This window comes from Variovorax sp. SRS16 (assembly GCF_901827165.1).
Classification (GTDB): Bacteria; Pseudomonadota; Gammaproteobacteria; order Burkholderiales; family Burkholderiaceae_C; genus Variovorax.
This window is the reverse complement of the sequence record NZ_LR594666.1, coordinates 1,559,624-1,586,023: the sequence shown is the minus strand read 5'-3', so window position 1 is coordinate 1,586,023 and position 26,400 is coordinate 1,559,624. Positions and strand designations below refer to the sequence as shown.

At 67.2% G+C, this 26,400-nt stretch carries 26 protein-coding genes; 22 read left to right on the top strand and 4 right to left on the bottom strand.

The genetic code is table 11. The annotated features are described in order from the left end of the window. The 13 genes from E5P2_RS07650 (at nucleotide 1) to mnhG (ending at nucleotide 12,848) form a co-directional block, all read left to right on the top strand. Nucleotides 1–2,013, top strand: coding sequence for a bifunctional 3-phosphoshikimate 1-carboxyvinyltransferase/cytidylate kinase (locus tag E5P2_RS07650; RefSeq protein WP_162566530.1), 2,013 nt, complete (start codon nucleotides 1–3; stop codon nucleotides 2,011–2,013). A gap of 169 nt (nucleotides 2,014–2,182) precedes the next feature. Further along, nucleotides 2,183–3,868 (top strand): 30S ribosomal protein S1, encoded by a 1,686-nt coding sequence (gene rpsA / locus E5P2_RS07645; protein ID WP_162566529.1) that lies wholly within the window; start codon nucleotides 2,183–2,185, stop codon nucleotides 3,866–3,868. Nucleotides 3,869–3,916: 48 nt separating this feature from the next. Beyond that, nucleotides 3,917–4,234 carry an integration host factor subunit beta gene (locus E5P2_RS07640; RefSeq protein WP_162566528.1) on the top strand — a complete coding sequence of 106 codons (318 nt, stop codon included), beginning with the start codon at nucleotides 3,917–3,919 and terminating at the stop codon, nucleotides 4,232–4,234. A 74-nt stretch (nucleotides 4,235–4,308) separates the two neighbouring features. After that, nucleotides 4,309–4,617, top strand: a complete 309-nt coding sequence (locus E5P2_RS07635; RefSeq protein WP_162566527.1) for a LapA family protein — start codon at nucleotides 4,309–4,311, stop codon at nucleotides 4,615–4,617. Further along, entirely contained in the window at nucleotides 4,607–5,782 is a 1,176-nt protein-coding gene (lapB, locus tag E5P2_RS07630; protein WP_162566526.1) for a lipopolysaccharide assembly protein LapB, read from the top strand. The genes E5P2_RS07635 and lapB overlap by 11 nt, the downstream gene beginning before the upstream one ends. 114 nt (nucleotides 5,783–5,896) lie before the next feature. Further along, entirely contained in the window at nucleotides 5,897–6,223 is a 327-nt protein-coding gene (locus E5P2_RS07625; protein ID WP_162566525.1) for a ComEA family DNA-binding protein, read from the top strand. 125 nt (nucleotides 6,224–6,348) lie between these two features. After that, nucleotides 6,349–6,726 (top strand): fluoride efflux transporter CrcB, encoded by a 378-nt coding sequence (gene crcB, locus E5P2_RS07620; RefSeq protein ID WP_162566524.1) that lies wholly within the window; start codon nucleotides 6,349–6,351, stop codon nucleotides 6,724–6,726. A gap of 42 nt (nucleotides 6,727–6,768) precedes the next feature. Then, nucleotides 6,769–9,666: a monovalent cation/H+ antiporter subunit A gene (locus E5P2_RS07615; RefSeq protein WP_162566523.1), complete on the top strand. Its 2,898-nt coding sequence runs from the start codon at nucleotides 6,769–6,771 to the stop codon at nucleotides 9,664–9,666. Nucleotide 9,667: 1 nt separating this feature from the next. Continuing rightward, nucleotides 9,668–10,021, top strand: a complete 354-nt coding sequence (locus E5P2_RS07610; protein ID WP_162566522.1) for a Na+/H+ antiporter subunit C — start codon at nucleotides 9,668–9,670, stop codon at nucleotides 10,019–10,021. Next, nucleotides 10,021–11,721, top strand: a complete 1,701-nt coding sequence (locus E5P2_RS07605; RefSeq protein WP_174262647.1) for a monovalent cation/H+ antiporter subunit D — start codon at nucleotides 10,021–10,023, stop codon at nucleotides 11,719–11,721. Before E5P2_RS07610 ends, E5P2_RS07605 begins: the two co-directional genes overlap by 1 nt. Then, nucleotides 11,721–12,212 carry a Na+/H+ antiporter subunit E gene (locus E5P2_RS07600; RefSeq protein ID WP_162566520.1) on the top strand — a complete coding sequence of 164 codons (492 nt, stop codon included), beginning with the start codon at nucleotides 11,721–11,723 and terminating at the stop codon, nucleotides 12,210–12,212. The genes E5P2_RS07605 and E5P2_RS07600 overlap by 1 nt, the downstream gene beginning before the upstream one ends. After that, the gene (locus E5P2_RS07595) at nucleotides 12,209–12,487 is read left to right on the top strand and encodes a K+/H+ antiporter subunit F (protein WP_162566519.1); all 279 of its coding nucleotides are present in this window, start codon (nucleotides 12,209–12,211) and stop codon (nucleotides 12,485–12,487) included. The genes E5P2_RS07600 and E5P2_RS07595 overlap by 4 nt, the downstream gene beginning before the upstream one ends. A gap of 16 nt (nucleotides 12,488–12,503) precedes the next feature. Continuing rightward, a complete protein-coding gene (gene mnhG, locus E5P2_RS07590; RefSeq protein ID WP_162566518.1) occupies nucleotides 12,504–12,848 on the top strand; it encodes a monovalent cation/H(+) antiporter subunit G in 345 nt (114 codons plus the stop codon). Between the two features lie 33 nt (nucleotides 12,849–12,881). On the opposite strand, the gene E5P2_RS07585 is transcribed toward mnhG, so the two are convergent. Continuing rightward, nucleotides 12,882–13,079 carry a hypothetical protein gene (locus E5P2_RS07585; protein WP_232080616.1) on the bottom strand — a complete coding sequence of 66 codons (198 nt, stop codon included), beginning with the start codon at nucleotides 13,077–13,079 and terminating at the stop codon, nucleotides 12,882–12,884. A 131-nt stretch (nucleotides 13,080–13,210) separates the two neighbouring features. Here E5P2_RS07585 and E5P2_RS07580 point away from each other — a divergent pair, with 131 nt between their 5' ends. The 3 genes from E5P2_RS07580 to E5P2_RS07570 all read left to right on the top strand — a co-directional run bounded on the left by E5P2_RS07580 (nucleotide 13,211) and on the right by E5P2_RS07570 (nucleotide 15,390). Continuing rightward, a complete protein-coding gene (locus E5P2_RS07580) occupies nucleotides 13,211–13,519 on the top strand; it encodes a thrombospondin type 3 repeat-containing protein (RefSeq protein ID WP_162566516.1) in 309 nt (102 codons plus the stop codon). Between the two features lie 134 nt (nucleotides 13,520–13,653). Beyond that, nucleotides 13,654–15,114, top strand: coding sequence for a DHA2 family efflux MFS transporter permease subunit (locus E5P2_RS07575; RefSeq protein ID WP_162566515.1), 1,461 nt, complete (start codon nucleotides 13,654–13,656; stop codon nucleotides 15,112–15,114). A gap of 57 nt (nucleotides 15,115–15,171) precedes the next feature. Further along, nucleotides 15,172–15,390 carry a hypothetical protein gene (locus E5P2_RS07570; RefSeq protein WP_162566514.1) on the top strand — a complete coding sequence of 73 codons (219 nt, stop codon included), beginning with the start codon at nucleotides 15,172–15,174 and terminating at the stop codon, nucleotides 15,388–15,390. Between the two features lie 6 nt (nucleotides 15,391–15,396). Here E5P2_RS07570 and E5P2_RS07565 read toward each other — a convergent pair whose 3' ends face one another. Further along, nucleotides 15,397–16,623: an NAD(P)/FAD-dependent oxidoreductase gene (locus E5P2_RS07565; protein WP_162566513.1), complete on the bottom strand. Its 1,227-nt coding sequence runs from the start codon at nucleotides 16,621–16,623 to the stop codon at nucleotides 15,397–15,399. A 129-nt stretch (nucleotides 16,624–16,752) separates the two neighbouring features. On the opposite strand from E5P2_RS07565, the gene E5P2_RS07560 reads away from it, so the two are divergent. From E5P2_RS07560 to E5P2_RS07540, 5 genes are read left to right on the top strand one after another with little or no spacing between them, the layout of a single operon-like run. Continuing rightward, nucleotides 16,753–17,892 (top strand): FAD-dependent monooxygenase, encoded by a 1,140-nt coding sequence (locus tag E5P2_RS07560; protein WP_162566512.1) that lies wholly within the window; start codon nucleotides 16,753–16,755, stop codon nucleotides 17,890–17,892. Nucleotides 17,893–17,894: 2 nt separating this feature from the next. Beyond that, nucleotides 17,895–19,550 carry a (2,3-dihydroxybenzoyl)adenylate synthase gene (locus E5P2_RS07555; protein WP_197908465.1) on the top strand — a complete coding sequence of 552 codons (1,656 nt, stop codon included), beginning with the start codon at nucleotides 17,895–17,897 and terminating at the stop codon, nucleotides 19,548–19,550. Further along, nucleotides 19,547–21,520 carry an aconitase family protein gene (locus tag E5P2_RS07550; RefSeq protein ID WP_162566511.1) on the top strand — a complete coding sequence of 658 codons (1,974 nt, stop codon included), beginning with the start codon at nucleotides 19,547–19,549 and terminating at the stop codon, nucleotides 21,518–21,520. The genes E5P2_RS07555 and E5P2_RS07550 overlap by 4 nt, the downstream gene beginning before the upstream one ends. Beyond that, on the top strand, nucleotides 21,517–22,389 hold the full coding sequence (locus E5P2_RS07545; protein WP_162566510.1) for a RibD family protein: 873 nt from the start codon (nucleotides 21,517–21,519) through the stop codon (nucleotides 22,387–22,389). Before E5P2_RS07550 ends, E5P2_RS07545 begins: the two co-directional genes overlap by 4 nt. A 51-nt stretch (nucleotides 22,390–22,440) precedes the next feature. Next, a complete protein-coding gene (locus E5P2_RS07540; protein ID WP_162566509.1) occupies nucleotides 22,441–23,667 on the top strand; it encodes a PQQ-dependent sugar dehydrogenase in 1,227 nt (408 codons plus the stop codon). A 156-nt stretch (nucleotides 23,668–23,823) separates the two neighbouring features. Here the strand turns inward: E5P2_RS07540 and E5P2_RS07535 are convergent, their stop codons facing one another. Both E5P2_RS07535 and E5P2_RS07530 read right to left on the bottom strand, forming a co-directional pair. Further along, complete coding sequence (locus E5P2_RS07535) at nucleotides 23,824–24,444, bottom strand: YdeI/OmpD-associated family protein (protein WP_232080615.1); 621 nt, start codon at nucleotides 24,442–24,444, stop codon at nucleotides 23,824–23,826. A 157-nt stretch (nucleotides 24,445–24,601) separates the two neighbouring features. Then, nucleotides 24,602–25,111 (bottom strand): DUF2867 domain-containing protein, encoded by a 510-nt coding sequence (locus tag E5P2_RS07530; RefSeq protein WP_162570382.1) that lies wholly within the window; start codon nucleotides 25,109–25,111, stop codon nucleotides 24,602–24,604. Nucleotides 25,112–25,287: 176 nt separating this feature from the next. Between E5P2_RS07530 and E5P2_RS07525 the strand changes: the two genes are divergently transcribed. Then, a complete protein-coding gene (locus E5P2_RS07525) occupies nucleotides 25,288–26,229 on the top strand; it encodes a class I SAM-dependent methyltransferase (RefSeq protein ID WP_162566508.1) in 942 nt (313 codons plus the stop codon). The last annotated feature ends 171 nt before the right edge of the window (nucleotides 26,230–26,400 follow it).

The following is a 26,400-nucleotide window of genomic DNA, read 5'->3' as shown; positions in this document are numbered from 1 at the left end:
ATGTTCTCCACGCCCTTTCTCGACATTCCCCCGCTCGCCGGGGCGGCCGGCACCGTCCGGTTGCCAGGTTCCAAGAGCATTTCCAATCGCGTGCTTCTGCTGGCGGCGCTGGCGGACGGCACGACCTCCGTGCGCGACCTGCTCGATTCCGACGACACGCGCGTGATGCTGGATGCGCTCGCGGCGCTGGGCTGCGGCATCGAGCGAAGCATGGGCACCACGGTTCGCGTCGAAGGGCTGGGCTGCCGGTTGCGCACGCCGCGCGCCTCGCTCTTCCTCGGCAATGCCGGCACCGCCATGCGGCCGCTGACCGCGGCACTCGCCTTGCTCGGCGGCGAATTCGAACTGCGCGGCGTTCCGCGCATGCACGAGCGGCCGATCGGCGACCTGGTCGATGCGCTGACCCAGCTCGGCTGCCGCATCGATTACCTCGGCAATCCGGGCTTTCCGCCGCTCTGCATCCATCCCGTCGCGCCCGATTCGCTGCAGCTCGATGCGCCGATCCGCGTTCGCGGCGATGTCTCGAGTCAGTTCCTCACGGCGCTGCTGCTGGCGCTTCCGCTGGCGGCAGCCCGGCAGGACATCGTGATCGAAGTGGTCGGCGAGCTGATTTCCAAGCCCTACGTCGAGATCACGCTCAATCTGCTGGCACGCTTCGGCATCGCCGTGCAGCGCGACGGCTGGCAGCGCTTCACGATTCCGGCCGGCAGCCGATACCGCTCGCCCGGCGAAATCCATGTCGAGGCCGATGCTTCCTCGGCCAGCTATTTCATCGCGCTCGGCGCCATGGCCGCGGGCCGGCCGGGCGGCGCGCCGGTCCGGATCGAAGGGGTCGGCGCCGACTCGATCCAGGGCGACATCCGCTTCGTCGAAGCGGCGCGACAGATGGGTGCGCGCATCGACAGCGGGCCGAACTGGCTCGAAGCTTCGCGCAGCGCCTGGCCGCTGAAGGCCATCGATCTGGACGCGAATCACATTCCCGACGCGGCCATGACGCTCGCGATCATGGCGCTTCATGCCGATGGCCCCAGCACCCTGCGCAACATCGCCAGCTGGCGCGTGAAGGAAACCGACCGCATCGACGCCATGGCCAACGAGTTGCGCAAGCTGGGTGCCACCGTCGAGGACGGCCCGGACTTCATCCGCGTGCATCCGTTGGCGGCATCGGATTGGCAGGCGGCGAGCATCCGCACCTATGACGATCACCGCGTGGCGATGTGCTTCGCACTGGCCGCCTTCAATCCGGCCGGCTTGCCGGTGCGCATTCTCGAACCTCACTGCGTCGCCAAGACCTTTCCGGATTATTTCGAAGCGCTGTTCACGGTGACCGAGCCTGTCGGCGTGCCCGTGATCTGCATCGACGGACCGACTGCGTCCGGCAAGGGAACGCTCGCGGTCGAGGTGGCGCGACGGCTCGGCTACCACTATCTCGACTCGGGTTCGCTCTACCGTGTGACGGGCCTGGCCATGCGCCGCCAGGGTCTGGCACCCGAGCCCGGGCAGGAAAGCCTCATCGCCGAACTGGCGGGGAGCCTCCCGCTCAGTTTCGCCGAGGGCAAGGTTCTCCTGGCCGGCGAAGACGTGAGCGACGCCATCCGCACCGAAGCCGCCGGCATGGACGCCTCCCGTGTCTCGGTGTTGCCGGCCGTGCGCAACGCGCTGCTCATGCTGCAGAAGAACTTCCGGCAATTGCCGGGCCTGGTCGCCGATGGCCGCGACATGGGCACCGTGATCTTTCCCGATGCGCCGCTCAAGGTCTACCTCACCGCGAGCGCCGCGCGGCGTGCCGAACGGCGCCATAAGCAATTGATTTCAAAGGGTATTTCGACTACAATTGACAGTCTTCGTGCCGACTTGGAAGCGCGTGACTTGCGGGATTCGTCCCGCAGCGTCGCGCCGCTGAAGCCGGCGCCTGATGCCCGCCTCCTGGACAACTCCCTGCTTTCGATCGAGCAATCGGTCGAGCAGGTGCTGAACTGGTGGCAGGAAGTACAGCCCTTCGAGTCTTCTTGAAGGGTGTTTCGGTCCAGCAGGCCCCCATCGCGCGACAGCGCACTGGCGTGCTGGTTGTTCAACTCTCAACCGGGCCGCAAGCCCACAACCGCCGTCTCCAGACCCCAGCCAGTCGCCGCGATCTTGCAATTGCGACTGCCAACCCTGCGTGACGGAAGGAACACTGACAATGTCTGAATCTTTTGCCGACCTTTTCGAAGAATCCCTGAAGCGTTCCGAGATGCGCACTGGCGAGGTCATCACCGCCGAAGTCGTGCGTGTCGAACACAACCACGTCGTGGTCAACGCAGGCCTCAAGTCCGAAGCCTACGTGCCGATCGAGGAGTTCAAGAACGACAAGGGTGAACTCGAAGTCCAGGCCGGCGATTTCGTTTCCGTTGCCATCGGCAGCGTCGAGAACGGCTACGGCGACACCATCCTCTCGCGCGACACCGCCAAGCGTCTGGCTTCGTGGCTCGCGCTCGAGAAGGCGCTCGAATCGGGCGATTTCGTCACCGGCACCACCAGCGGCAAGGTCAAGGGTGGCCTCACGGTCCTGGTCAACGGCATCCGCGCCTTCCTGCCGGGTTCGCTGATCGACACGCGTCCGATCAAGGATCTGACCCCCTACGAGAACAAGACCCTCGAATTCAAGGTCATCAAGCTCGACCGCAAGCGCAACAACGTGGTGCTCTCGCGCCGCGCCGTGGTCGAGGCCAGCATGGGCGAGGAACGCGCCAAGCTGATGGAAACCCTGAAGGAAGGCGCAGTCGTGCGCGGCGTCGTCAAGAACATCACCGAATACGGTGCGTTCGTCGACCTCGGCGGCATCGACGGTCTGCTGCACATCACCGACATGGCATGGCGCCGCGTGCGCCACCCGAGCGAAGTGGTGCAGGCCGGCCAGGAAATCACCGCCAAGATCCTCAAGTTCGACACCGAGAAGAACCGTGTCTCGCTGGGTCTGAAGCAAATGGGCGACGATCCGTGGATGGGCGTTTCGCGCCGCTACCCGCAGAGCACGCGCCTGTTCGGCAAGGTCACGAACATCGCCGACTACGGCGCGTTCGTCGAACTCGAACCCGGCATCGAAGGCCTGGTGCACGTGTCCGAGATGGACTGGACCAACAAGAACATCGCGCCGAACAAGATCGTCTCGCTCGGCGACGAAGTCGAAGTCATGGTGCTGGAAATCGACGAAGACAAGCGCCGCATCAGCCTCGGCATGAAGCAGTGCAAGGCCAACCCGTGGCAGGAGTTCGCGCAGAACACCAAGCGCGGCGACCGCGTCAAGGGCCCGATCAAGTCGATCACCGACTTCGGCGTGTTCGTGGGTCTGGCTGCCGGCATCGACGGCCTGGTCCACCTGTCCGACCTCTCCTGGAACGAACCCGGCGAAACCGCCGTGCGCAACTACAAGAAGGGCCAGGAAGTCGAAGCGATCGTGCTGGCGGTGGACGTCGACCGCGAACGCATCAGCCTGGGCATCAAGCAGCTCGACAGCGACCCGTTCACGACCTTCACCACCGTCAATGACAAGGGCCAGATCGTCACCGGCAAGGTCAAGACCGTCGACGCGCGCGGCGCCGAGATCGACCTCGGCGAAGACATCATCGGCTACCTGCGCGCCAGCGAAATCTCCCGCGACCGCGTGGAAGATGCACGCAACGTGCTCAAGGAGGGCGACGAGGTCACGGCCGTGGTGGTCAACGTGGATCGCAAGACCCGCAACATCCAGTTGTCGATCAAGCAGAAGGACATGGTCGACGAACAGGGCGCCATGGCCAGCCTGAGCCAGCAGTCGGCCCGCGAAAACGCAGGCACGACGAGCCTGGGCGCCCTGCTCCGCGCCAAGCTGGACAACAGCGAGAAATAAGCAGACGACAGCACGGAGGGCTTCGCTCTCCGTGTCCTTCTGTGGTTTATGACTCGTTCAGACCTTGTTGAAGAGTTGGCGGCGCGCTTCGCGCAACTGACGCACCGCGATGCCGAATACGCCGTCAAGACCATTCTTGATGCGATGAGCGATGCACTGGTGCGCGGGCACCGCATCGAGATTCGCGGCTTCGGCAGCTTCACGGTCAATCGTCGCCCGCCTCGCATCGGCCGCAACCCGCGTTCGGGCGAGAGCGTGCAGATTCCCGAGAAGCGCGTTCCGCATTTCAAGCCGGGCAAGGCGCTGCGAGAAGCGGTCGACGCGCGCACCGCGGAGCTCGACGCCGAGCAGCGCAAGCACGGTTGAGACAGCCCCGACCTTTGCCCGATGCCGATGCCGCGATAGGCCGGCATAGAATTCCCCCGCCAACGGGGACGTGCATGAAATACCTCCTGTGGCTGCTGAAGGCAGCCATTTTTTTTACCCTCTTCGCCTTCGCGCTGAACAACCAGCACGACGCGACGGTGTACTTCTTCTTCGGAACTTCGTGGCGGGCGCCGCTGGTGCTGGTGGTGCTCGCGGCCTTTGCGGGCGGCCTCGTGGTCGGCGCGCTCGGCATGCTGCCGGGCTGGTGGAAGCACCGTAGCGCGGCGGCGCAACTGCCTCCCGCGCCGATGCCGCCCGCCGCCGTGCCGATGTCCGCGACGCCCACGACCGACCTGCCCGCCGTGCGCCAACATGGACTTTGATCTCAGCTGGTTGCTGCTCGGGCTCCCCATCGCGTTCATCCTCGGCTGGGTTGCTTCCCGCTTCGACCTGCGGCAGTTGCGGATCGAGAACCGCCAGGCGCCCAAGGCCTACTTTCGCGGTCTCAACTTTCTTCTGAACGAGCAGCAGGACCAGGCGATCGATGCGTTCATCGAGGCCGTGCAGAACGATCCCGACACTCAGGAACTGCACTTCGCGCTCGGCAACCTGTTCCGCCGTCGCGGCGAATACCAGCGTGCCGTGCGCGTGCACGAACACCTGTTGGGCCGCGGCGATCTCTCCCGTGCCGATCGCGACCGTGCACAGCATGCGCTCGCACAGGATTTCCTGCGCGCAGGCCTGCTCGATCGCGCCGAAGCCGCGCTGCAGAAGCTCGAAGGCACGCGCTACGAGAACGAGGCGCGCCTTTCTCTGCTCGCCATCTACGAGCGGTCGCGCGAATGGGCGCAGGCCGCAGCGGTGGCGCAGAAGCTCGACGAATCCGAGCAGGCCAGCTACAGCACGCGCCGCGCGCACCATCTGTGCGAGCAGGCGGCCGAACAGGTGGCCGCCGGCGAGCTCGATGGCGCGGCGCAGCTGTTGCAACAGGCTGTCGCGCTGGCACCGCAGGCACCGCGGCCGGCCATCGACACCGCGGCACTGCAACTGCGCAACGGCGAATCCGCCGAGGCTTTCCAGACGCTCGCTTCGCTCAGCGAAAGCGCGCCCCTCGCACTGCCCCTCTATGCCGCGATGCTGCAGCAGGCGGCCGTCGCTGCGCAGCGCGCCGGCGAGGCGTTGGTCCTGCTTCAGCGCCGCTACGTCGAGTCGCCATCGATCGATGTGCTCGAGGCGATCATCGCACTGGGCGGCGCGCCGGCATTGCCCGACGAGGAACAGACCGAACCCAGAGAAGCGCGCGACGGCTACATCGCCCACCTGACGCTGCAGCCTTCCCTCGTGGCGGCATCGCGCTGGCTGGCCGGTGAACGCTTTCATCACGAGCAGTTTCATCCGCAGGTGCAGCGCGCACTCGATCAGGCCACGCGGCCGCTGATGCGCTATCGGTGCGCGGCTTGCGGCTTCGAAGCCCATCAGTACTTCTGGCATTGCCCGGGTTGCCAGGCCTGGGACAGCTACCCGCCGCGGCGCGTCGAAGAACTCTGAGTCTCGGCGGCGTCAACCGCTTCGCGCGCGCTGACGTTGAACTGACGCCTGGCGCGTCCGGTGTCAGGCGGGACGCCTTCCAACGTCTCTCAAACAACAATGCAGGGAGTTTTTATGCTGAAGAAAATCGTGGCCATCGCGGCCATGTTGTTTGCTGTCGCCTCGTGGGCAGCGGTCGATGCCAACAAGGCCAGCGACGCGGAACTGGACGGACTCAAGGGCGTCGGCCCCTCGCTCACCAAGCGCATCGTCGAGGCACGCAAGCAAGGAGCCTTCAAGGACTGGCCCGACCTCATGACGCGCGTCAAGGGCGTGAAGGAAAAGAAGGCCGCCAAGCTGTCATCCGAGGGCCTCACCGTCAACGGCGAGAGTTTCAACGGCGCCGCTGCGCCCGCCAAGGTCGCGAAGACCGAATCGAAGAAGGCCGTCGCGAAACCTTGAACGGTGCCGTCGCCGCATGGCGGCGGCGATGAAAGACAAGCCGCCTTCGGGCGGCTTTTTCATGGCCCGTCCTTTTCGACGCCGAGGGCGCATGGCGCCACCCGGCGGCCCCGGATAATCGCCGCATGCTGTTGAATGTCCTCGTCATCTGCGCGGCTGCCTGCACCGGCGCACTTCTACGATGGGGCTTTGCCCTGTGGCTCAATCCCGGCGGTCTGATCCCATGGGGCACGCTGGCCGTGAACCTGATCGGCGGCTACCTGATCGGCGCGGCCATCGGGGTGTTCGACGGCATGCCGGACATCGATCCGGCCTGGCGGCTCATGGTGATCACCGGGTTCCTGGGCGCACTCACCACCTTCTCCAGTTTCTCCGCCGAAGTGGTCGGCATGCTGCTCGGTGGCCGACCCGGACTCGCACTGGGCACCATCGCCGTGCACCTCGGCGGCTCGCTGTGCCTGACCTGGCTGGGCTTCCGCACGGTGCAGCACTTCATGGCCTGAAGTCGAGAATTCTCCGAGGGGCGCTCGATAGAATCGATCGCAATGCCCCTTGCCTTCCTTGTCGCACTTCCCTTCATTGCCAGCGTGCTCGCGGCCCTGCTGCCGTCGAACGCCCGCAATCGGGAGTCGACACTGGCAGGCATGGTGGCGCTGGGCTGCGCGATCCAGACCGCGTTCCTCTTTCCCCATCTCGCCAACGGCAACGTGATCCGGCAGGAGATCGAGTGGCTGCCCGCGCTCGGTCTCGATCTGGTGTTCCGCATGGACGGCTTCGCATGGCTGTTCTGCATGCTGGTGCTGGGCATCGGCGCGCTGGTGGTGCTCTATGCGCGCTACTACATGTCGGCGTCCGATCCGGTGCCGCGCTTCTTCTCCTTCTTCCTTGCGTTCATGGGCGCGATGATGGGCGTGGTGCTCTCGGGCAACACGGTGCAGATGGTGCTGTTCTGGGAACTCACCAGCCTGTTCTCCTTCCTCCTGATCGGCTACTGGCATCACCGGCGCGATGCGCGGCGCGGCGCCAGCATGGCGCTCACCGTCACCGGCGCGGGCGGCCTGTGCCTGCTGGCCGGCGTGCTGGTGCTGGGCCGCATCGTCGGCAGCTACGACCTCGACGTGGTGCTGGCCTCGGGCGACGCGATCCGTGCGCATCCGCTCTATCCGGTGGCGCTGGTGCTGGTGCTGCTGGCGGCCTTCACCAAGAGTGCGCAGTTCCCGTTCCACTTCTGGCTGCCGCGCGCGATGGCGGCGCCCACGCCGGTGTCCGCGTACCTGCATTCGGCCACGATGGTGAAGCTCGGCGTGTTCCTGATGGCGCGGCTGTGGCCAGTGCTCTCCGGCACCGACGAATGGTTCTGGCTGGTGAGCAGCGCCGGCGCTGCCACGCTGCTGCTCGGTGGCTATGTCGCCATGTTCCAGCGCGACCTCAAGGCGCTGCTGGCTTATTCGACGATCTCGCACCTCGGTCTCACGACACTGCTGCTCGGCCTCAACAGTCCGCTCGCCGCAGTCGCGGCCGTGTTCCACATCATGAACCACGCGACCTTCAAGGCTTCGCTGTTCATGGCGGCCGGCATCATCGACCATGAGAGCGGCACGCGCGATATCCGCAAGCTGAGCGGGCTGCTCAAGCTGATGCCGATCACCGGCACGCTCGCGATCATCGCGAGTGCCTCGATGGCGGGCGTGCCGCTGCTCAACGGCTTTCTGTCGAAGGAAATGTTCTTCGCCGAAACGGTCTTCATCCAGGCGACGCCGTGGGTCGACTGGACCTTGCCCATCGTCGCGACGCTCGGCGGCATCTTCAGCGTTGCCTATTCGGCGCGCTTCGTGTTCGATGTCTTCTTCGGCCCGCCCTGCGGACCCGCCGTGCCGAGGCAGCCGCACGAGCCGCCGCACTGGATGCGCGTGCCGGTCGAACTGCTGGTGCTGGCCTGCCTGGTGGTCGGCGTGGCGCCCGCCTGGTCGGTGGGCGCCTTTCTCGCGACGGCCGCCACGCCGGTGGTCGGCGGCGTGCTGCCCGAATACAGCCTTGCGGTGTGGCATGGTTTCAACCTGCCGCTCCTGATGAGCTTCATCGCGCTGGCCGGCGGTGCGGCACTCTACCTGCTGCAGCGGCGCGGCCGCACGCGCGGTGCGCTCGAGTACACGCCGCTGCTGCACGGTTTCGACGGCCAGCGGGTGTTCGAGAACCTGCTCGCCCGCCTCGGCGAAGCCGGCCGTCGCAGCCGGCGCCTGTTCGGCACGCGGCGGCTGCAGGCGCAATTGCTCCTGCTGGTGATCGTCGCGGTGGGCGGCGCGGCAGCGTCGCTCTGGCTCGCGCCCGCCGAACGCGGCACGCGCGAGCTGCTGCCCTTCTCGCCGATGTTCGCGATGACATGGCTCCTCGGCGCGACATGTGCGCTCGCCGCGGCCTGGCAGGCCAAGTTTCACCGGCTGGCCTCGCTGATGCTGGCCTCGGGCGCGGGCCTGGTGTGCTGCATCACCTACATCTGGTTCTCGGCACCCGACCTTGCGCTCACCCAACTGGTGGTGGAGACGGTGACCACGGTGCTGATCCTGCTCGGCCTGCGCTGGCTGCCGATGCGCACCGCCACGACACAGCCTGCGCAGACACGATGGCGGCTCTGGGGACGCCGCACGCGCGATCTCGCGATCGCCATCGCCGCCGGCTGCGGCATGGCGGCGCTCGCATGGACCGTGATGACGAGACCGTTCCCGCAAAGCATCTCGCCCTTCTTCCTCGAACGCGCGCTGTCCGAGGGCGGCGGCACCAACGTGGTCAACGTGATGCTGGTCGACTTCCGGGGCTTCGACACTTTCGGCGAGATCACGGTGCTGGGCGTGGTCGCGCTGACCGTCTATGCGCTGCTGCGGCGCTTTCGTCCAGCGATCGAATCGATGGCGCTGCCGGCGCAGCAGCGGGCACAGGCGGACAACGGCAGCAGCGATCTGCTGAACCCGCGCCGCGCCAAGGACACCGCGGTCGGCTACCTGATGGTGCCCGCCGTGCTGGTGCGACTGCTGCTGCCGCTGTCGGTGCTGGTCTCGGTCTATTTCTTCATGCGCGGCCACAACCAGCCGGGCGGCGGCTTCGTCGCCGGGCTCGTGATGTCGGTCGCGCTGGTGCTGCAGTTCATCGTCTCTGGCACCGAGTGGGTGGAAGAGCATCTGCGCATCTACCCGCGGCGCTGGATCGCGATCGGCCTGCTGCTCGCGCTGGCCACCGGCTCGGGCGCGGTGGCATGGGGCTTTCCGTTCCTCACGACGCACACCGCGCACCTGCATCTGCCGCTGCTCGGCGAGATCCATGTGCCCAGCGCGCTGTTCTTCGACATGGGTGTGTTCGCGCTGGTGCTCGGCGCAACCATGCTGATCCTCACTGCGCTGGCGCATCAATCCGTGCGCAGCCATCGATGGGCAGAAGAGAAGCACGACTGAGATGGAAATCGTGCTCGCCATCGCCATCGGCGTCGTCACCGGCTCGGGCGTCTACCTGCTGCTGCGCCCGCGCACCTTCCAGGTGATCATGGGTCTCACGCTGATCTCTTACGCGGTCAATCTCTTCATCTTCAGCATGGGCCGGCTCAAGGTCGACAGCGAGCCGGTGCTGCTGCCGGGCTTCGCCGCGACGCTCGCCAACACGGCCGATCCGATGCCGCAGGCGCTGGTGCTCACCGCGATCGTGATCGGCTTCGCGATGACGGCGCTGTTCCTCGTCGTGCTGCTGGCCTCGCGCGGCCTGACCGGCACCGACCATGTCGATGGCGAGGAACGTTCGGAGCGCCGCGGATGATGATCACGCCGTCCGCCTGGCTCGACCGGCTGCTCGAATTCAGCATGCCGCACCTGGTCGCCGTGCCGATCCTGGTGCCGATGCTGACGGCGGCGCTGATGCTGCTGCTGGGCGAAGAACGCCGCCGCATCAAATCGGCGCTGAGCGTGATCTCGGGCCTGATCGGGCTGCTGGCCGCGCTCGCGCTGCTGCGCTGGGTCAATGCGCCGGAGACCGGCGGCGGCCCGGGCTCGATCGGCGTCTACCTGCCGGGCAACTGGCGCGCGCCCTTCGGCATCGTGCTGGTGGCCGACCCGCTGTCGACGATGATGGTCGCGCTGACCGGCGTCGTCGCCTTCGCCGCCTCGATCTACTCCACCTCGCGCTGGGACCGCGCGGGCGTGCATTTCCATCCGCTGCTGCAGTTGCAGCTCATGGGGCTCAACGGTGCGTTCCTGACGGGCGATCTGTTCAACCTCTTCGTCTTCTTCGAGGTGATGCTGGCCGCCTCGTACGGATTGCTGCTGCACGGCTCGGGACGGCTGCGCGTGCAGGCCGGTCTGCACTACGTGGCGATCAATCTGGCCGCCTCTTCGCTCTTCCTGGTCGGCGCGGCGCTGCTCTATGGCGTGACCGGCACGCTGAACATGGCCGATCTGGGCCTGCGCATCGCGCAACTCGGACCGGCCGACCGCGGCCTGGTGCACGCGGCCGCTGCCATCCTCGCGACGGCCTTCTTCGCCAAGGCCGGCGCGTGGCCGCTCAACTTCTGGCTCGTGCCGGCCTACAGCGCCGCCGTGTCGCCGGTGGGGGCGGTGTTCGCGCTGCTGACCAAGCTCGGCGTCTACACCGTGCTGCGGCTGTGGACGCTGCTGTTCGCGCCCGACACGGGCGTCTCGGCCCAGTTCGGACAAGACGTCCTGATCGCGATCGGACTGGCCACCCTGTTCGTTGGCGCGCTCGGCATCGTCGGCACGCAGCGGCTGTCGAATCTCGCGGGCTACAGCGTGCTGGTGTCGGCCGGCACGCTGCTGGCGGCGATCGGACTCGGCCAGCCGGCGGTCTGGGCGGGAGCGCTCTATTACCTGCTGACATCGACACTCGCGGTGAGCGCCTTCTTCCTGCTGATCGACATGATCGAGCGCTGGCGCAATGCCGGCGTGAGCATTGCGCCGCACGAGGCGGCGGGCCGAGCACCCTTCCTCGCCGAGGACCTGCAGTCGATGACCGACGTGAACCTCGACGACGATGCCCAGGCGCTCTACGGCCGCGCGATTCCGGCGGGCGTGGCCTTCCTCGGCCTCAGCTTCGTCGGCTGCACGCTGCTGCTGACGGGGTTGCCGCCGCTGTCGGGCTTCATCGGCAAGTTCGCGATGCTCTCGGGACTGCTCGATGCCGGCCGCGTCTCGCCGGCCGGCTGGACCTTCATGGCGCTTCTGATCGTGTCGGGATTTTTCTCGCTGATCGCGCTGAGCCGCACCGGCATCCGTCATTTCTGGACCCAGGCGCATGCGACGATTCCTGCGCTGCGCGCGCTCGAGGTGCTGCCGGTGGCCGCCTTGCTGGCGACCTGCCTCGCATTGACGCTGGCAGCCGGCCCCGTGATGCAGCACACCGCGGCGACGGCCGAGAGCCTGTACTCGCCGGACGCCTATCGCCAGGCCGTGTTCGGCGCCCGGCAGGTGCCGAGCCGGGCGACCCATCCCGGAGCTACCCGGTGATGAAGCGCTGGCTTCCGTCGCCGCCACTTTCGCTGGCGCTCTTCGTCGTGTGGGTTTTGCTGAACCAGTCGCTGCATCCGGCCACGCTGCTGCTCGCCGCCATTCTTGCGCTCGTGGTCCCTGTGCTGACGCAAGGCCTGCGGCCAGCCACCGTGCGGATGCGCCGGCCCGGCGTCGCGCTGCGGCTCGCCGGCGTGATCGCGATCGATCTGGTGCGCTCGGCGCTGACGGTTGCGCGCCTGCTGCTCACTCGGCGCAGCGCCGACATGGCGCCTCGTTTCGTCCGGGTGCCGCTGGTGCTGCGCGATCCCAACGGGTTGGCGGTGCTCGCAATGATTCTGTGCCTCACACCCGGCACCGCATGGGCCGAGATCGCCTTCGACCGCTCGATGCTGCTGATCCATGTCTTCGATCTGGACGATGTGCAGGCCTTCATCGACATGGTCAAGGAACGCTACGAAGGGCCGCTGATGGAGATCTTCGAATCATGACGCCGATTCTGTTCTGGGCCCTCAAGCTCGCGCTGCTGCTGCTCGCCGTGGCGATGCTGTGCGCGCTCGCGCGCCTGCTCGTCGGCCCGACCGCGCAGGACCGCGTGATGGCACTCGACTGCCTCTACGTCAACGGCATGCTGATGATGCTGGTGCTCGGCATCGTCTACGCGAGCAACGTGTACTTCGAGGCGGCGATGCTGATCGCGCTGTTCGGCTTCGTGGGCTCGACCGCGCTGGCGAAGTTTCTGCTGCGTGGCGAGGTGATCGAATGACGACGGAGGCGCTGCCATGAGCGACTTCATCGGCGGCCCGCTGCCGCTGTGGGCCGAGATCCTGACGGCGGTGTTCGCCGTGCTCGGCGCTGCATTCGCAGCCATCGGTTCCTTCGGCCTGGTGCGGCTGCCCACCTTCTTCCGTCGCATCCACGCACCGACGCTCGGTGCCACGCTCGGCGTGTGGTGCATGACGCTGGCCACCATCGTCTATTTTTCGGTGCAGGGCCTCAGCCTGTTCCTGCATGCGGCACTCATCGCGCTCTTCATCGCGCTCACGGCACCTGTCACCACCATCTTCCTGATGCGCGCGGCGCTCTTTCGCGAGCGGCAGAAGGGTGGCGATGTTCCGCCGGCCTGAGCCGATGCGGAAGGGGTCGATTTCAGCGGGTCTTCACAGGCCGGCCAGCAGCTTGAAGGCAAGGACAAGCGCCACGCCGAGGACGGCGAAAATGGCGAGCCGCCCCCATTTGACGACGGGCGCCTTTTGCGCGTCGACCCCATCGGCCCGGTGGAGTGCCGCGAACGAGGTGTCCGGTTTGTCTCGAGCCCAGTCTTGGAAATTGTCGCGATCCGTATTCATGTAATACATTTTAACTACTCAAGATAACTTTGCGCCAGCGACTGGCACAAACAAATGACTACAAGACTTCGCGTCAGCCTTACGTCAGCTTGACACGCCGCGCGCAGCATCAAGGCTCCTTCCACTCCCAAGGAGTCGCCATGAGAAAACTTGGTTTTGCCGCCGGCGCAGCAGCCCTGCTGTCATTGGCCGCATTCACCGTGCCGGCCCAGGCACACCCCGGCGCTTTCTATCCGCCGCCACCGCCGCAGCGCGGCTACATCGTGGCGCCGGCCTACGTTGCGCCGCCCGTGCAATGGCGCGGCCACCATGAGCGACGCTGGGATGAACGGCGCGGCCGCTGGGACCGCGATGGCGACGGCGTGCCCAATCGCTACGACCGGGACCGCGACGGCGACGGCGTGCCCAACCGCTTCGATCGCCGCCCGGACAACCCCTACCGTTACTGATCGTCTCCGCCGCGCCGCCGCACATCACCGACGTGCGGCGGCGCGCGGGTTCTCGAAGACGCAGATGTGGACGCCGTCCATTGCCTCTGCTATGGTTTGTGGATGGTGTACACAAACCGGGAACCGAATTCGCGATGACCCATTCCATGGACAGCCGGCGGCGCTGGCTGGCACTTCTCGTTCTTTGCCTCGGCGTGCTGATGATCGTGCTCGACACCACGATCGTGAACGTCGCTCTGCCCTCGATCCGGCAAGACCTCGGCTTCTCCGAAAGCTCGCTGGTCTGGGTGGTGAACGCCTACATGCTGACCTTCGGCGGCTTCCTGCTGCTGGGCGGCCGGCTCGGCGATCTGTATGGCCACCGCCGGCTGTTCCTGCTCGGCATCACGCTCTTCACGGTGGCTTCGCTGGGCTGCGGCCTGTCGAATTCGCAAGGCTGGCTGGTGACCGCGCGGGCCATCCAAGGACTCGGCGGCGCGGTGGTCTCGGCCGTCGCGCTCTCGCTGATCATGAATCTCTTCACCGAGCCGGGCGAACGCGCCAAGGCGATGGGCGTCTACGGTTTCGTGTGCGCCGGCGGCGGCAGCGTGGGCGTGCTGCTCGGCGGCCTGCTCACCCATGCGCTCAGCTGGCACTGGATCTTCCTGGTCAACCTGCCGATCGGCATCGCGGTCTACGCGCTCTGCCTGGCGCTGCTGCCGGCGGCGCGCGGCCAGGCCTCCAGCGAGCGCCTCGACGTCGGCGGTGCCCTCACCGTGACGGCCGCGCTGATGCTGGCGGTCTACGCGATCGTCAACGGCAACCAGGTCGGCTGGACCTCGGTCGAGACACTGGCCATGCTCGGCGCCGCGGCGCTGCTCTTCATGCTCTTTCTTTTTATCGAGGCGCGCGTGCGCCATCCGCTGATGCCGCTCGGCCTGTTCCGCTTGCGCAATCTCACGACGGCCAATGCAATCGGCGTGCTGTGGTCGGCGGCGATGTTCGCGTGGTTCTTCATCTCCGCGCTCTACCTGCAAGTGGTGCTGGGCTACAGCCCGTTGCAGGTCGGGCTGGCCTTCCTGCCGGCCAACCTCATCATGGCGGCCTTCTCGCTCGGCGGGTCGGCGAAGCTGGTGATGCGCTTCGGCCATCGGCGGCCCCTGTCGGTCGGCTTGCTGCTGGCCGCGGCGGGCCTCGCACTGTTCGCCGGCGCGCCGGTCGACGGCAGCTTCGCGCGCCACGTGCTGCCCGGCATGCTGCTGCTCGGGCTCGGTGCCGGCATCGCGCTCAATCCCTTGCTGCTGGTGGCGATGAGCGATGTCGCGCCGAGCGAATCGGGCCTGGCATCGGGTGTGGTCAACACTGCCTTCATGATGGGCGGCGCGCTCGGCCTGGCGGTGCTCGCGAGCCTGGCGGAGGCCCGCACCGAGGCGCTGCGCGCTGCGGGCGCGAGCGTGCCGGCGGCGCTCGTCGGCGGCTACCAGCTGGCCTTCATCGTCGGCGCGCTCTTCGCAGCAGCCGCGGCGCTGCTGGGCGCGGCGCTGCTGCGTGCCGGTGCGTACGCGGGCGAATCGGAAGAGGCCGGCCGCGAGGCCGGGGCCGCGCGAAGCGGCTGACCTTCACGTCGGCATCGGCCTACAGAAAATCGCCGCGTCGGCGTTCACCATGGAACCATGAAAAATCCGATCAAGCTCACCATCGACGAACAGGTGCCCGGCTCCTTTGTCTGGACGCTGCTCGAAACCGACACCAGCGGCACGCCGCGCAAGGTGCTGAAGACCGCGGAGTACGGCTCCGACACCTACGAGGCCGCGCTCGCCGCGGGCACGCGGGTGATGGACGCCGAGATCCGCAGGAGCCTCGCGCCGCATCACGACGGCGTCACCGGTTAGCCGTCGCTACGCGAGGTGCGTCTTCAGCGGCACGGCCGGATCGGCCGCGACCGCCGGGTCGGGACTGCGCCCCGCGTCGAGCAGCTTGCGGCTCATCATGTGATCGACGGGCGCATTGACCGATTCGACGCAGTGCAGCTGGCCCTCGACGTAGTGCAGCAGCGAGAACGATGCCGCACTGGCACCGGGCCGGCGCACCATGATCGCGCCCGGCGTGCCCGGCGCAGGCACCAGTCCCGCCATCTGCAGGCGCAGGCTGCCTTGGTCGGACCAGAACCACGGCACCGCATCGTGCGGCCGTGGGGCGCCGGTGAGCGTCGCGACCGCCGTGCGCGCCTGATCGTTGGCGTTCTGCACCGACTCCAGCCGCAGCGCCGCGCCGGCGCGCCGATCGGGGAAGCGCGTGCAATCGCCGATGGCCAGCACCGCCTCGTCGCTGGTCTGCATGTAGGCATCGACCACGATGCCGTCGGCGCATTCGAGCCCGGCGGCCTGGGCCAGCGTCGTCTCGGGCACCGCGCCGATGCCGAGCAGCAGCAGGTCGACCGGCTGCGGCTGGCCGTCCACCTCGATGGTGACGAGCCGCGTGCCCTCGCACTGCAGCGCTCCCGTCTGCACGCCGATCCGGACATCCATGCCGGCCGCGCGATGCGTCGCCAGCACATGTTCCGACAAAGTCGGCGACACGGCCCGGCTCAGCAATCGGGGCGCGCTTTCCAGCACGGTCACCACCTTGCCGAGACCGAGCGCCGTGGCCGCCACCTCGAGCCCGATGAAGCCGCCGCCGAGCACCGTGACCTGCTGCGCCGCAGCAAGCATCGTTCGCAATTGAGCGGCCTCATCGGCGGCGCGCAGCAGCGCCACGTTGTCCAGTCCTGCCAACGCCGACAGCCGGCGTGCCCGGGTGCCGGTCGCCAGCACCAGCCGCTCCCATCCGATCACCGCACCGGAACGCAGCGTGACCGTGCGCGCCTCGCGATCGATAGCCACCGCCGGATCGCCCTGGTGCATCGTGATGCCGGATTCGCCGTACCACGCCTCGGCACGATGCGGCTGCAGCGCCTCGTCGGGCATCTTCAGGAAGGTCTTGGAAAGCGGCGGCCGATGGTAGGGGAGGTGGCTTTCCTCGCAGACCAGGTGCACGCGCGCGCCCTGTCCTGCGCCCACGAGGCCGGCGCACAGCTGCGCCGCCGCGTGGCCGCCGCCGATGATGACGATGTTCGAGTTGCTCATGATGCCTTTGCTCTGGTGCTTTCTGCTGACGCGGGAGATTGTCGTGCAGACGGCGGCACAGGCCCGTCCGTGTGCCCTTAGGATGTACGTTGCGCACGGCAGCGGTCGTGCAAGGACGGAGACATCCAGATGAAGATACGCATCATTGGCGGCGGTCCCGCAGGCCTGTTCTACGCCTACCTGATGAAGCGCGACGACCCCGCGCACGACGTGCGCGTCTACGAGCGCGATCCCGAAAGCGCCACCTATGGCTGGGGCGTGGTGTTCTCCGACGTGGCCCTCGCCTTCGTGCGCGACCTCGCGCCCGAGCTGTACCAATCGATGACGCGCGAGCAGGAAGTGTTCGACGAGATGGCGGTCGTGCACCAGGGCCGGCAGGTCACACTCGCGCACAACACCTTCCACCGCATGGCGCGCATCGACCTGCTCAAGGCGCTGCATGCCCATTGCCGGCAGGTCGGCGTGCCGATCGAGTTCGAGCACCGCCTGAACGATGTCGCGGCCTTCGCCGACGCCGACCTGATCGTCGCCGCCGACGGCGCCCACAGCGCCATCCGCACCCGCTACGCCGAGCACTTCCAGCCCACGCTCGACGAGCGGCCCAACCTGCTCGCGTGGTACGGCACGACGCGGCTCTTCGATCCGCTGTCGCTGATCTTCCGCCAGAACGCGGACGGCCTCGCGATCGCCCACACCTACCGCTACAGCCGCACGCACAGCACCTTCCTGGTCGAGGTCGACCCCGACACCTTCCGCCGCGCCGGCCTCGACCGCATGAGCGAAGCGCAGAGCCTGACCTGGTGCGAGCAGGTGTTCGCCGACGACCTGCAGGGCCACAGGCTGCTGTCCAACAAGTCGAACTGGTTCCGCTACACGATCGTCAAGAACCGCCATTGGCACTGGCGCAACATCGTGCTCATCGGCGATGCGCTGCGCACCGGCCATCCTTCGGTCGGCTCCGGCACGCGGCTCGCGATGCAGGATTCGATCGCGCTCTTCGATGCCTTCAAGACATGCGGCAACGACGTACCGGCGATGCTGGAAGAGTTCGTTCGCATCCGCCAGCCCGGCTCCGACGCGCTGCAGAAGGCCGCCATCAAGAGCACCGAGTGGTACGAGAACCTCGGCCCCAAGATGCAGCTCGACCCCATCTCATTCGCCTACGACTACGTCACGCGCAGCGGCCGCGTGGACCATGCCGATGTGCAGAAGCGCGACCCCGAACTGGCACACGCCTACGAGCAGCTGCATCCCGAACGCGTGTTCTGACGATGGAGGAATCCGACATGCTCGAAGGCTGCGTTCCCTGGCCCGCCGAGGCCGCGCACAAGTACCGAGCGCTTGGCCTGTGGGAAGACCTCACCGTGGCCGAGATGGTCGAGCGCACGATGCGCGCCGCGCCGGACAAGGACGCCCTGGTCTTCGGTGACCGGCACATCAGCTACGCCGAACTCGTGCGCAGTTCCAGGCGCCTCGCGCTCGCGCTGCTCGAGCTCGGCCTGAAGCCGCGCGAGCGCGTCGTGATGCAGCTGCCGAACGTGCCCGAGTTCGTGATCGCCTACCTCGCGCTCAACTGGATCGGCGCGATCCCGGTGACGGCGCTGCGTGCGCACCGGCATGCCGAGGTGCACCACTTCATCCGCGCCTCGGGCGCCGCGGCCTATCTCATTCCCGATGTGATCGGCAGCTTCGACTACCGGCCGATGGCGGCCGAGATGGCGGGCGAATTTCCGTTCCTGCGGCACGTGATCGTCGCCGGCGAGCCGGCGCCCGGCCAGCGCGCGCTGCAGCCGCTGATCGACGGCGGCGCACCCGAGGACGATGCTTCGGCCGCCCGCCTGCGCGCTGTTCGACCTTCGCCCGACGAGGTATCGACCATGCTGCTGTCCGGCGGCACCACCTCGATGTCCAAGCTGATTCCGCGCACGCACAACGACTACGTGCTCAACGCACGCCTGTGCGCGCAGGCCGCTGGCTTCGACCGCGGCACCGTCTTCATGGCCATCCTGCCGCTGGGCCACAACTACAACCTCGCCTCGCCCGGTTTGCTCGGCACCTTCTATGCCGGCGGCAGCGTGGTGATCGCGACCGGCACCGACACCGAGGCCGTCTTCGCCGCCGTCGAGCGCGAACGCGTCACGGCCATCGCATCGGTCGTGCCGCTGATTTCCAACTGGCTCCACAGCGGGGTGCCGCGGCGCTTCGACCTGTCGTCATTGAAGGTGGTGCAGAACGGCGGCGCCCGGCTCGCACCCGAGCTGCGCATTCGCCTGCGCGAGCAATTCGGCTGCACGCCGCAGGAGATCTACGGCACCGCCGAGGGCCTGATCAACATGACGCGGCTCGACGACGCGGACGAACTGCTGCTCGAAAGCTCCGGCGCACCCGTGAGCGAGTTCGACGAGATCAAGGTGCTGGACGACGACGATCGCGAAGTGCCCGACGGCGAGCCCGGCGAGCTGGTGACGCGCGGCCCCTACACCATCCGCGGCTACTACAACGCACCGGAGAAGAATGCCGAGGCCTTCACGCCCGACGGCTTCTACCGCATGGGCGACATCGTGCGCAAGCGCGGCCGCCACGTGTTCACCGAAGGGCGGCGCAAGGACCTGATCAACCGCGGCGGCGAGAAGATCAGTTGCGACGAGATCGAGAACCTGATCTTCGGCCTGCCCCAGGTCAAGGTCGTGGCGCTGGTCGGCCTGCCCGATCCGGTCTTCGGCGAGAAGGCCTGCGCCTGCGTGATCCTGCAGCCGGGCACCACGCTCGGCTTCGAAGAACTCATCGCGTATCTGCGCGCGCAGAAGATCGCGTCCTTCAAGCTGCCCGAGCGGCTCGCGATCATGGACGCCTTTCCGGTGAGCCCGGTGGGCAAGATCCTCAAGCGCGAGCTGCGCGACCGGCTGAGCGCGCAGGCCACGCCATGATGCTTCGCTTCGCGCCGAAGATACTCTGGCTCTGCAGCACGCCGGAGATCGTCGAGCGCAGCCTGTGCGGCGAGGCGCTGACGCTCGCCGACGCCGCGCCGCTGCGCGACGACGTCTCGACCGACGAGATCACGCCGCTGCCGATCCTCACCCACTGGGACGACCAGCTCGGCCGTCATCCCTACACCGGCTTCGCGGCCGGCGGCCGCACGCCGATCGGCATCGACGCGGTCCGCGCGAACGGCATCGAGGTGGTGATCGCCGGCAAGCGCTACGGCAAGGGCTCGTCGCGCGAGCACAGCCCCGCGGCCGAGAAGTTCGCGGGCGTGCGGCTCGTCATCGCCGAAAGCTTCGAGCGCATCTACCGCCAGAACGCGGACAACATCGGCCTCTTCACCTCCACCGACTTCGGCCTTGTCGATCGCATCCGCGCCGGCGAGGCCATCGCCGTCGACGAGCTGGTGGCCGGCCGCGATGCGCTGGCCGCGGCGATCCTGAAGGCGGGCGGCCTGCTGCGCTTCGGCCAACAGTTCATGCGCGAGGTGCGCGAGGCCGAAGGCACCGGCCCCGACCGACCGCGCACGCTGTTCGAGAAGATCGTCGCGCGCCATGCGCTCGCAACCGAGTTGACCGAAGCGCATCCGGCGCCCGGCGACGGCGCCTTCGTGCGCGCCGACTGGCGCTTCATCCACGAGTACTACACCGGCATGGCCGCGCACATGCTGCACTCGACCTTCGGCCGGCCCCTCGCGCTGCACGATCCGCAGTCGATCGTGGTGTTCGAGGACCACACCTCCTACGTCAGTGAAAGCCCGACCCATGTGCGCGCCGGCCTGGTGCCCAACGTGCTCGCGATGTGCGAGGCGCAGCGCCGCTTCGCCGCCGACTACGGCCTGCGCTCACATCGCACGCTGACCGAAGACGAGGCGCGCGCCGACGACGGCCGCAACGTCGCCGGCATCTCGCACGCGATGATGGCCGAGCACTACGCGCTGCCCGGCCAGGTGGTGGTCGGCACCGATTCGCACACGCCGCACAGCGGCGCGCTGGGCTGCGTGGCCTTCGGCGTCGGCACCACCGACATGGCCAACGCCTTCATGACCGGCGCGGTGCGGCTGACCGTGCCGCAGTCGCTGCGGATCGTGCTCGACGGCCGCGTGCCCGCGGGCGTCACCGCCAAGGACATCGTGCTGCATCTGCTGGCCCTGCCGCGCATCCGCGCCGGCGGTGGCGTGGGGCGCGTGTTCGAGTTCACCGGGGACGCGATCGCGCAGCTCGCGACCGACGAGCGCGCCACGCTCACCAACATGACGGCCGAGCTCGGCGGCTTCACCGGCATCGTCGCGCCCGACGAAGAGACGGTGCGCTTCCTGCGCGAGCGGCGCGGCATCGACTTCGTGCTGCAGCCCTGGATGCGCAGCGACGCAGACGCCGTCTATGCCGAGACGATCCACGTCGACTGCGCGCGCGTGCCGCCGATGGTGGCCCGGCCCGGCGACCCGGGCAACGGCCTGCCGCTCGCGGACATCGGCGAGCCGGTGCGCATCGACATCGCCTACGGCGGCTCGTGCACCGCCGGCAAGCGCGAGGACTTCGATCACTACCACGCGGTGCTGCGCTGGGCGGCGGACCACGGCCTGCGCGTCGCGCCGCACGTGTCGCTGTACCTGCAGTTCGGCACCACCGCCGTGCGCGACCACTGCGCGCAGCGCGGTTATCTCGACGCCTTCGAGAAGGTCGGTGCGCGCCTGCTGCAACCCTCGTGCGGTGCCTGCGGCAACTGCGGACCTGGCAGCTCCATCGACGAGAAGCAGGTCACCGTCAGCGCCATCAACCGCAACTTCCCCGGGCGCGGCGGCCCGGGACAGGTCTGGCTCGCGAGCCCGCCGACGGTGGCCGCGAGCGCCATCGCGGGCGAGCTGATGTCCTTCGACGAACTGCGCCGCCGGCATGCGTCGTCCCTGCCATGAAAGCGCTTCCTTCCCGCCTTCCCGGCATCGATGCGCTCTGGCCCTGGTGCCTGGACATCGCCGCGCGCCGCCGCGGCCAGCCCGTGACGCAGGCCTGGGACGCGCAGGCCTGCGTCGGCTGGGACGCGTCGCAGGGCTTCAGCCTGCGCGGCGTCTGGGACGAGGCCGCCGTCGAGCTCTTCGATCTGCTGAAGCCGCTGCTCGACCGGCCGCCCGGCGCCGAGCCCTGGGCGATCGGCCAGCTGGGCCAGAGCCTCGACGGCTGCGTGGCCACGCACGGCGGCGATTCGAACTTCGTCAACGGTCCCGAGGTGCTGCTGCATCTGCACCGGCTGCGCGCGCTGTGCGATGCGGTCATCGTGGGCGCCGGCACCGCAGCCATCGACAACCCGCAGCTCACCACGCGCCGCGTGGCGGGCCGGCATCCGGTGCGCGTGGTGCTCGACCCGGCCTTGCGCCTGCCGCCGGGCCTGCGCGTCTTCTCGGACCATCAGGCGCCGACGCTGCTGGCCTGCGATGCGTCGCGCGCCGCGCAGGCGGCCGAGCGCGTCGGCGCGGCGCAGGTGCTCGGCGTGCCGGCGCTGGTCGGCGCGGACGGCCTCATCGATCTGCACGCCCTGCTGGCCGCGTTGGCGCGCCGCGGCCTCGCGGTGCTGTTCGTCGAGGGCGGCGGCATCACGGTCTCGCACTTCATCGCGCAGGGCTGCCTCGACCGGCTGCACCTCAGCGTCGCGCCGGTGATCATCGGCGGCGGCCGGCCCGGCCTCCAGCTGCCGCGCAGCAATGCGATGCGCGAATGCATGCGGCCCTCGAACCGCGCGTTCCGCATGGGCGGGGATGTGCTGTGGGATCTGGACCTGCGCGCGTGAGTTCTTGCGCTGCGGGCGATACTCTTCGGACTCCCCACTGACGAGCCAAGCATGCCATTCCCGAAGTTCGGACTCATCCCCTGGTTGCTCCTCGGTGCAGCGCCCGTGCTTGCGCAGATCAACGCCGGAACGCTGCCCCCCACCCCATCGCCTCCGTTCAAGCTCACGAAGGTCGCGCAGTTCGATCTGCCATGGCGCATCGCCTTCCTGCCGGACGGACGCATGCTGATCACCGAGAAGATCGGCAAGCTCTTCCTCGCCACCCCGTCCGGGCAGAAGCTCGAAGTCACCGGCGTGCCGCCGGTGCAGTACCAAGATCAGAACGGCCTGCTCGGCGTCTACCTGGCCCCGTCCTATCCGAGCGATGGGGCGATCTACCTGACCTATTCGGAGCCCGGACAGGACCCGAGCACCTCGAGCCTGGCGCTCGCCCGCGCGACGCTCAGGATCGGCGCCGGCACCGCCTCGCTGGAGGACCTGAAGGTCGTCTGGCACGACCCGATCAAGGGCAAGGGCGGCCAGGTCGGCGCTGCCGTGGCCTTTTCGCCGGACCAGAAATTTCTCTTCCTCACGGCCGGCGATCGGCAGCGCTTCACCCCCGCCCAAGACCCGAACCAGCCGGCCGGCAAGATCCTGCGACTGACCCTGGACGGCAAGCCCGCGCCCGGCAACCCGATGGAGGGCAAGACCGGCGCACGCTCGGTCCCGGTGATCGATCCGCCCAGAGACACGGAAGCCGCCAAGACCGCGCCGGTCGTGGGCACCTATGTGTTCGACGGCCCCAATCTGACGCCGTCCGAGACATGGACCTCGGGGCATCGCACGCCCTACGGCCTCGCCTTCGCGCCGGATGGCCGCCTGTGGGAGCTCGAGCATGGGCCGCGCGGCGGCGACGAACTCAACCTGATCGAGCCGGGCAAGAACTACGGTTGGCCGCTCGTGTCCTATGCGGTGAATTACGACGGCGTGCCCATTGCAAGCCCCGACACGCGACCCGACCTCGCCAAGCCCGTGATCTACTGGACGCCTGTGCTCGCGCCCGGCAGCCTGATGTTCTACAGCGGCGCGATGTTTCCGCAGTGGAAGGGCTCGGCGTTCGCGACCGGCCTCGTCAGCCGCGCCCTGCACCGGATCGAGGTGCACGGCGCGACCGCGACGCCGGCCGAGCACTGGACGGTCGGCTTTCGCGTCCGCGACGTCGCGCAGGCGCCGGATGGCGCGCTGTGGTTGATCGAGGACGAGCACGAGGGCGGCTTGTATCGGCTTACGCCGAAGTAATCAGGTCGACGAGGTAATCTCTCGACGCGTGGAACATCGCCTGCGGGCCGGGACTGGCGTTGACATCGCGGCCGTGATCGAGATCGGTACGGCTTGGTCGTCTCCGCGGCAGTTGCAGCCGCCGGCAGTCGGCCACGACCGGACGTAGCCCTCTACCTACTTTTTGATGGTCTTCGTGGCTGGATGAATCATCTCGCCTCGCTCAAGCATGGCGACAAACTTCTGGATGCGTTGGAGTCGCGTCTTCTGTGTCTTTGCATCGTGCACCCTGTAGAGGATTGCAAAGCGATTGGCGCGATTCAACTCCGCGAACAGGCGCTTGGCGGCCGGGGCGGCTTCCAGCGCAGCCTGCAAATCTGCGGGGACGGTCGCAGATGCCTGGGATGCATAGGCGGCTTCCCAGCGGCCGTCCGCCTGGGCTGCCCGTACTTGTTCCAGCCCGGGCCCCAGCATTCGGCCCTCCTCGATGAGTTTGAGCGCTGTCGTGCGATTGGTTTGCGACCATTTGCTTTTCGGCGAGCGTGGCGTGAATCGAACCAGCCACCATTGGTCGTCGTACTTGTCCAACTGCCCATCAATCCAGCCATGACAAAGAGCGACTTCAATGGCTTCGTGGCGGGACACGCTACGCGCCTCGGCATTCTTCTTGGCCAGCTTGAGCCAGAGGCCCTTTGAAGTAGCTCCGGCATGGGTCAGCCACGTTCCCCAATCCTCAGCGGATGCGAACGCGATAACCGGCAGGCCATCCCTCATTTCATTGACCGTCGCGAAGAGCATGGGTTCAGTCTATCCCGCGTATTGTCAGCACTCGCTTGTCGTAGGGTGGCGGCAAGGCCGTTGGAATGGGCCCAAGACCAGCAACCGGATGGGTCCATCGTGACGACTCATCCTGCGGCTACAGTCGCGACGGCCAATCGCGACCACCACGGCATGCTTAAATCTTCATTGCTCTGACTGCCCGTTCCAAATTCGCCCGCACAATCACACGATGAAACGGGGCAATCGTCGCAAGATAGACACGCCCCAGTCGGTTATGGCAATGCACCACCGTGCCCGTGACCAGTTCGCGCTCATTTTCCGCATCGGCGCGAAGTTGGATGGTGGCGCGGAAGTCGAGGTGCCGGTCATCCGCGCCCACCACCAACTCTGTCGCGCTCTTTGACAGCACCGGCAAGTAGCCGATGACCGGCCCCCGCGCCGCTGCTGCAAGACCGACGGCGCGCGACGATCTGACGCCGACTGTCACCATCACCACGTCACGTACACACGTGAGCGCACGAATCCACCACGCCTGTCGCTCGAACGCGGCGCGTGCCAGCACCTCTATATCATTGCTGGCCTCCGCCGGCAGTCGAATGGCAAAGGCGTCCAAAAGGTCTGCGCCCGCGTAAAGCGGCGCAAGCACGCTGTTGCCAGGCATGGGCACGGCGCGCGCTTTGGTCAAGGTAGTGTTTGCGAGGAAGACCACTTTCGCTCTTGTTGTGAATTGGCGGGGATGGCTGAGTGATCGGTTCTGGCCGACTGTAGCCTGTCGCGGACCGCAGCATCGGCCCGTTTCAGCCTCACGGTTCGGTTGTAAGCTGCCGTTCGCTCGTCGAGTCAGCAACCTTGGAGAATCTGTTGAACCCATCGACACCCAGCCGCACCGCGCTTGCAACCTCGCTCATGCGAGCAGTTCATTCGCGCAATGACCCCATGCCACTTCTGAGCGATACGTGGGGAGATCGCCTTGTCCCGGAATCGGCGCAGGCCGCTTTGCGTCAGAGTGCGATGGGACGCGTAGGGGCCACCAAGCCGGGTTTGAAACTGGATGGCGTTCAAGGTCTCGACCTCGCTCTTCGATCCAATCCCGCCTACGCGGGCGTGATCCTCCGGTCCCGGTACACGGAAGACGCGCTCAAGCAGGCCGTAGCGAACGGCATCGTTCAATACGTCATCATCGGCGCCGGGTTCGACAGCTTCATCTGCCGGCGCCCTGTTTGGGCAGAGGGCGTGACCATCATAGAGGTGGATCATCCGGCGACGCAGCGGCTGAAGCGAGAACGCTTGGCTGCCTGTGGCGTTCCCGTTTCCAGTTCCGTCGAATTCGTCGAAGCCGACCTGTCGATGGAGGCATTGGGAGCGGCTCTGACGAGATCTTCGTTTCAGGGTGACCGTCTCACCTTTTTTTCCTGGTTGGGCGTCACGACTTACCTCACCCGGGAGGCAAACCTTGGAGCCCTTCGATCAATCGCCACATGCGCGCCTGCGGGAAGCGAAATGGTCTTCACGTATGTTGACGAGGCTATTCTTGACCCGGACCATGCAGTCGATGACGAGTTTCGCAGACTCAAGAGCAACGTCGCTGCTGCCGGAGAAGCGTTTCTATCTGGGTTCGACCCGCGAACCATGAACGATCTGCTGCTCGAGACCGGGCTGCTACTGCTCGAGGATCTGGATGGAAACCAAGCCGCTGCTCGCTACGACGCTTCGGGCCTCAACGCCTTTTGGACCTCTTCAGCTGCGCATATCGCCCATGTGCGGCGGACCGGCACTGGTCAGCTTGCATGGAGCGGGCGATAGCGCGCGGCTCGGACTCAAGAAACTCGAGGGTCACCGGCACATCCGTGTTGCGGGCGGTGCCGATGCCGACCACGCCCGTCGACACTGCAAGCATGCGAAGCGTTGCTGCCTCATCCCAAGCGTCCGACAGACTTCCTTCCGCTGCCGCGTCTTATTTTCGTTTAACAAGGC

Coding starts and splice junctions, on each gene's coding strand:
- E5P2_RS07650 (WP_162566530.1), top strand. CDS start 1: ATGTTCTCCACGCCCTTTCTCGACATTCCCCCGCTCGCCGGGGCGGCC.
- rpsA (WP_162566529.1), top strand. CDS start 2,183: ATGTCTGAATCTTTTGCCGACCTTTTCGAAGAATCCCTGAAGCGTTCC.
- E5P2_RS07640 (WP_162566528.1), top strand. CDS start 3,917: ATGACTCGTTCAGACCTTGTTGAAGAGTTGGCGGCGCGCTTCGCGCAA.
- E5P2_RS07635 (WP_162566527.1), top strand. CDS start 4,309: ATGAAATACCTCCTGTGGCTGCTGAAGGCAGCCATTTTTTTTACCCTC.
- lapB (WP_162566526.1), top strand. CDS start 4,607: ATGGACTTTGATCTCAGCTGGTTGCTGCTCGGGCTCCCCATCGCGTTC.
- E5P2_RS07625 (WP_162566525.1), top strand. CDS start 5,897: ATGCTGAAGAAAATCGTGGCCATCGCGGCCATGTTGTTTGCTGTCGCC.
- crcB (WP_162566524.1), top strand. CDS start 6,349: ATGCTGTTGAATGTCCTCGTCATCTGCGCGGCTGCCTGCACCGGCGCA.
- E5P2_RS07615 (WP_162566523.1), top strand. CDS start 6,769: ATGCCCCTTGCCTTCCTTGTCGCACTTCCCTTCATTGCCAGCGTGCTC.
- E5P2_RS07610 (WP_162566522.1), top strand. CDS start 9,668: ATGGAAATCGTGCTCGCCATCGCCATCGGCGTCGTCACCGGCTCGGGC.
- E5P2_RS07605 (WP_174262647.1), top strand. CDS start 10,021: ATGATCACGCCGTCCGCCTGGCTCGACCGGCTGCTCGAATTCAGCATG.
- E5P2_RS07600 (WP_162566520.1), top strand. CDS start 11,721: ATGAAGCGCTGGCTTCCGTCGCCGCCACTTTCGCTGGCGCTCTTCGTC.
- E5P2_RS07595 (WP_162566519.1), top strand. CDS start 12,209: ATGACGCCGATTCTGTTCTGGGCCCTCAAGCTCGCGCTGCTGCTGCTC.
- mnhG (WP_162566518.1), top strand. CDS start 12,504: ATGAGCGACTTCATCGGCGGCCCGCTGCCGCTGTGGGCCGAGATCCTG.
- E5P2_RS07585 (WP_232080616.1), bottom strand. CDS start 13,079: ATGTATTACATGAATACGGATCGCGACAATTTCCAAGACTGGGCTCGA.
- E5P2_RS07580 (WP_162566516.1), top strand. CDS start 13,211: ATGAGAAAACTTGGTTTTGCCGCCGGCGCAGCAGCCCTGCTGTCATTG.
- E5P2_RS07575 (WP_162566515.1), top strand. CDS start 13,654: ATGACCCATTCCATGGACAGCCGGCGGCGCTGGCTGGCACTTCTCGTT.
- E5P2_RS07570 (WP_162566514.1), top strand. CDS start 15,172: ATGAAAAATCCGATCAAGCTCACCATCGACGAACAGGTGCCCGGCTCC.
- E5P2_RS07565 (WP_162566513.1), bottom strand. CDS start 16,623: ATGAGCAACTCGAACATCGTCATCATCGGCGGCGGCCACGCGGCGGCG.
- E5P2_RS07560 (WP_162566512.1), top strand. CDS start 16,753: ATGAAGATACGCATCATTGGCGGCGGTCCCGCAGGCCTGTTCTACGCC.
- E5P2_RS07555 (WP_197908465.1), top strand. CDS start 17,895: ATGGAGGAATCCGACATGCTCGAAGGCTGCGTTCCCTGGCCCGCCGAG.
- E5P2_RS07550 (WP_162566511.1), top strand. CDS start 19,547: ATGATGCTTCGCTTCGCGCCGAAGATACTCTGGCTCTGCAGCACGCCG.
- E5P2_RS07545 (WP_162566510.1), top strand. CDS start 21,517: ATGAAAGCGCTTCCTTCCCGCCTTCCCGGCATCGATGCGCTCTGGCCC.
- E5P2_RS07540 (WP_162566509.1), top strand. CDS start 22,441: ATGCCATTCCCGAAGTTCGGACTCATCCCCTGGTTGCTCCTCGGTGCA.
- E5P2_RS07535 (WP_232080615.1), bottom strand. CDS start 24,444: ATGCTCTTCGCGACGGTCAATGAAATGAGGGATGGCCTGCCGGTTATC.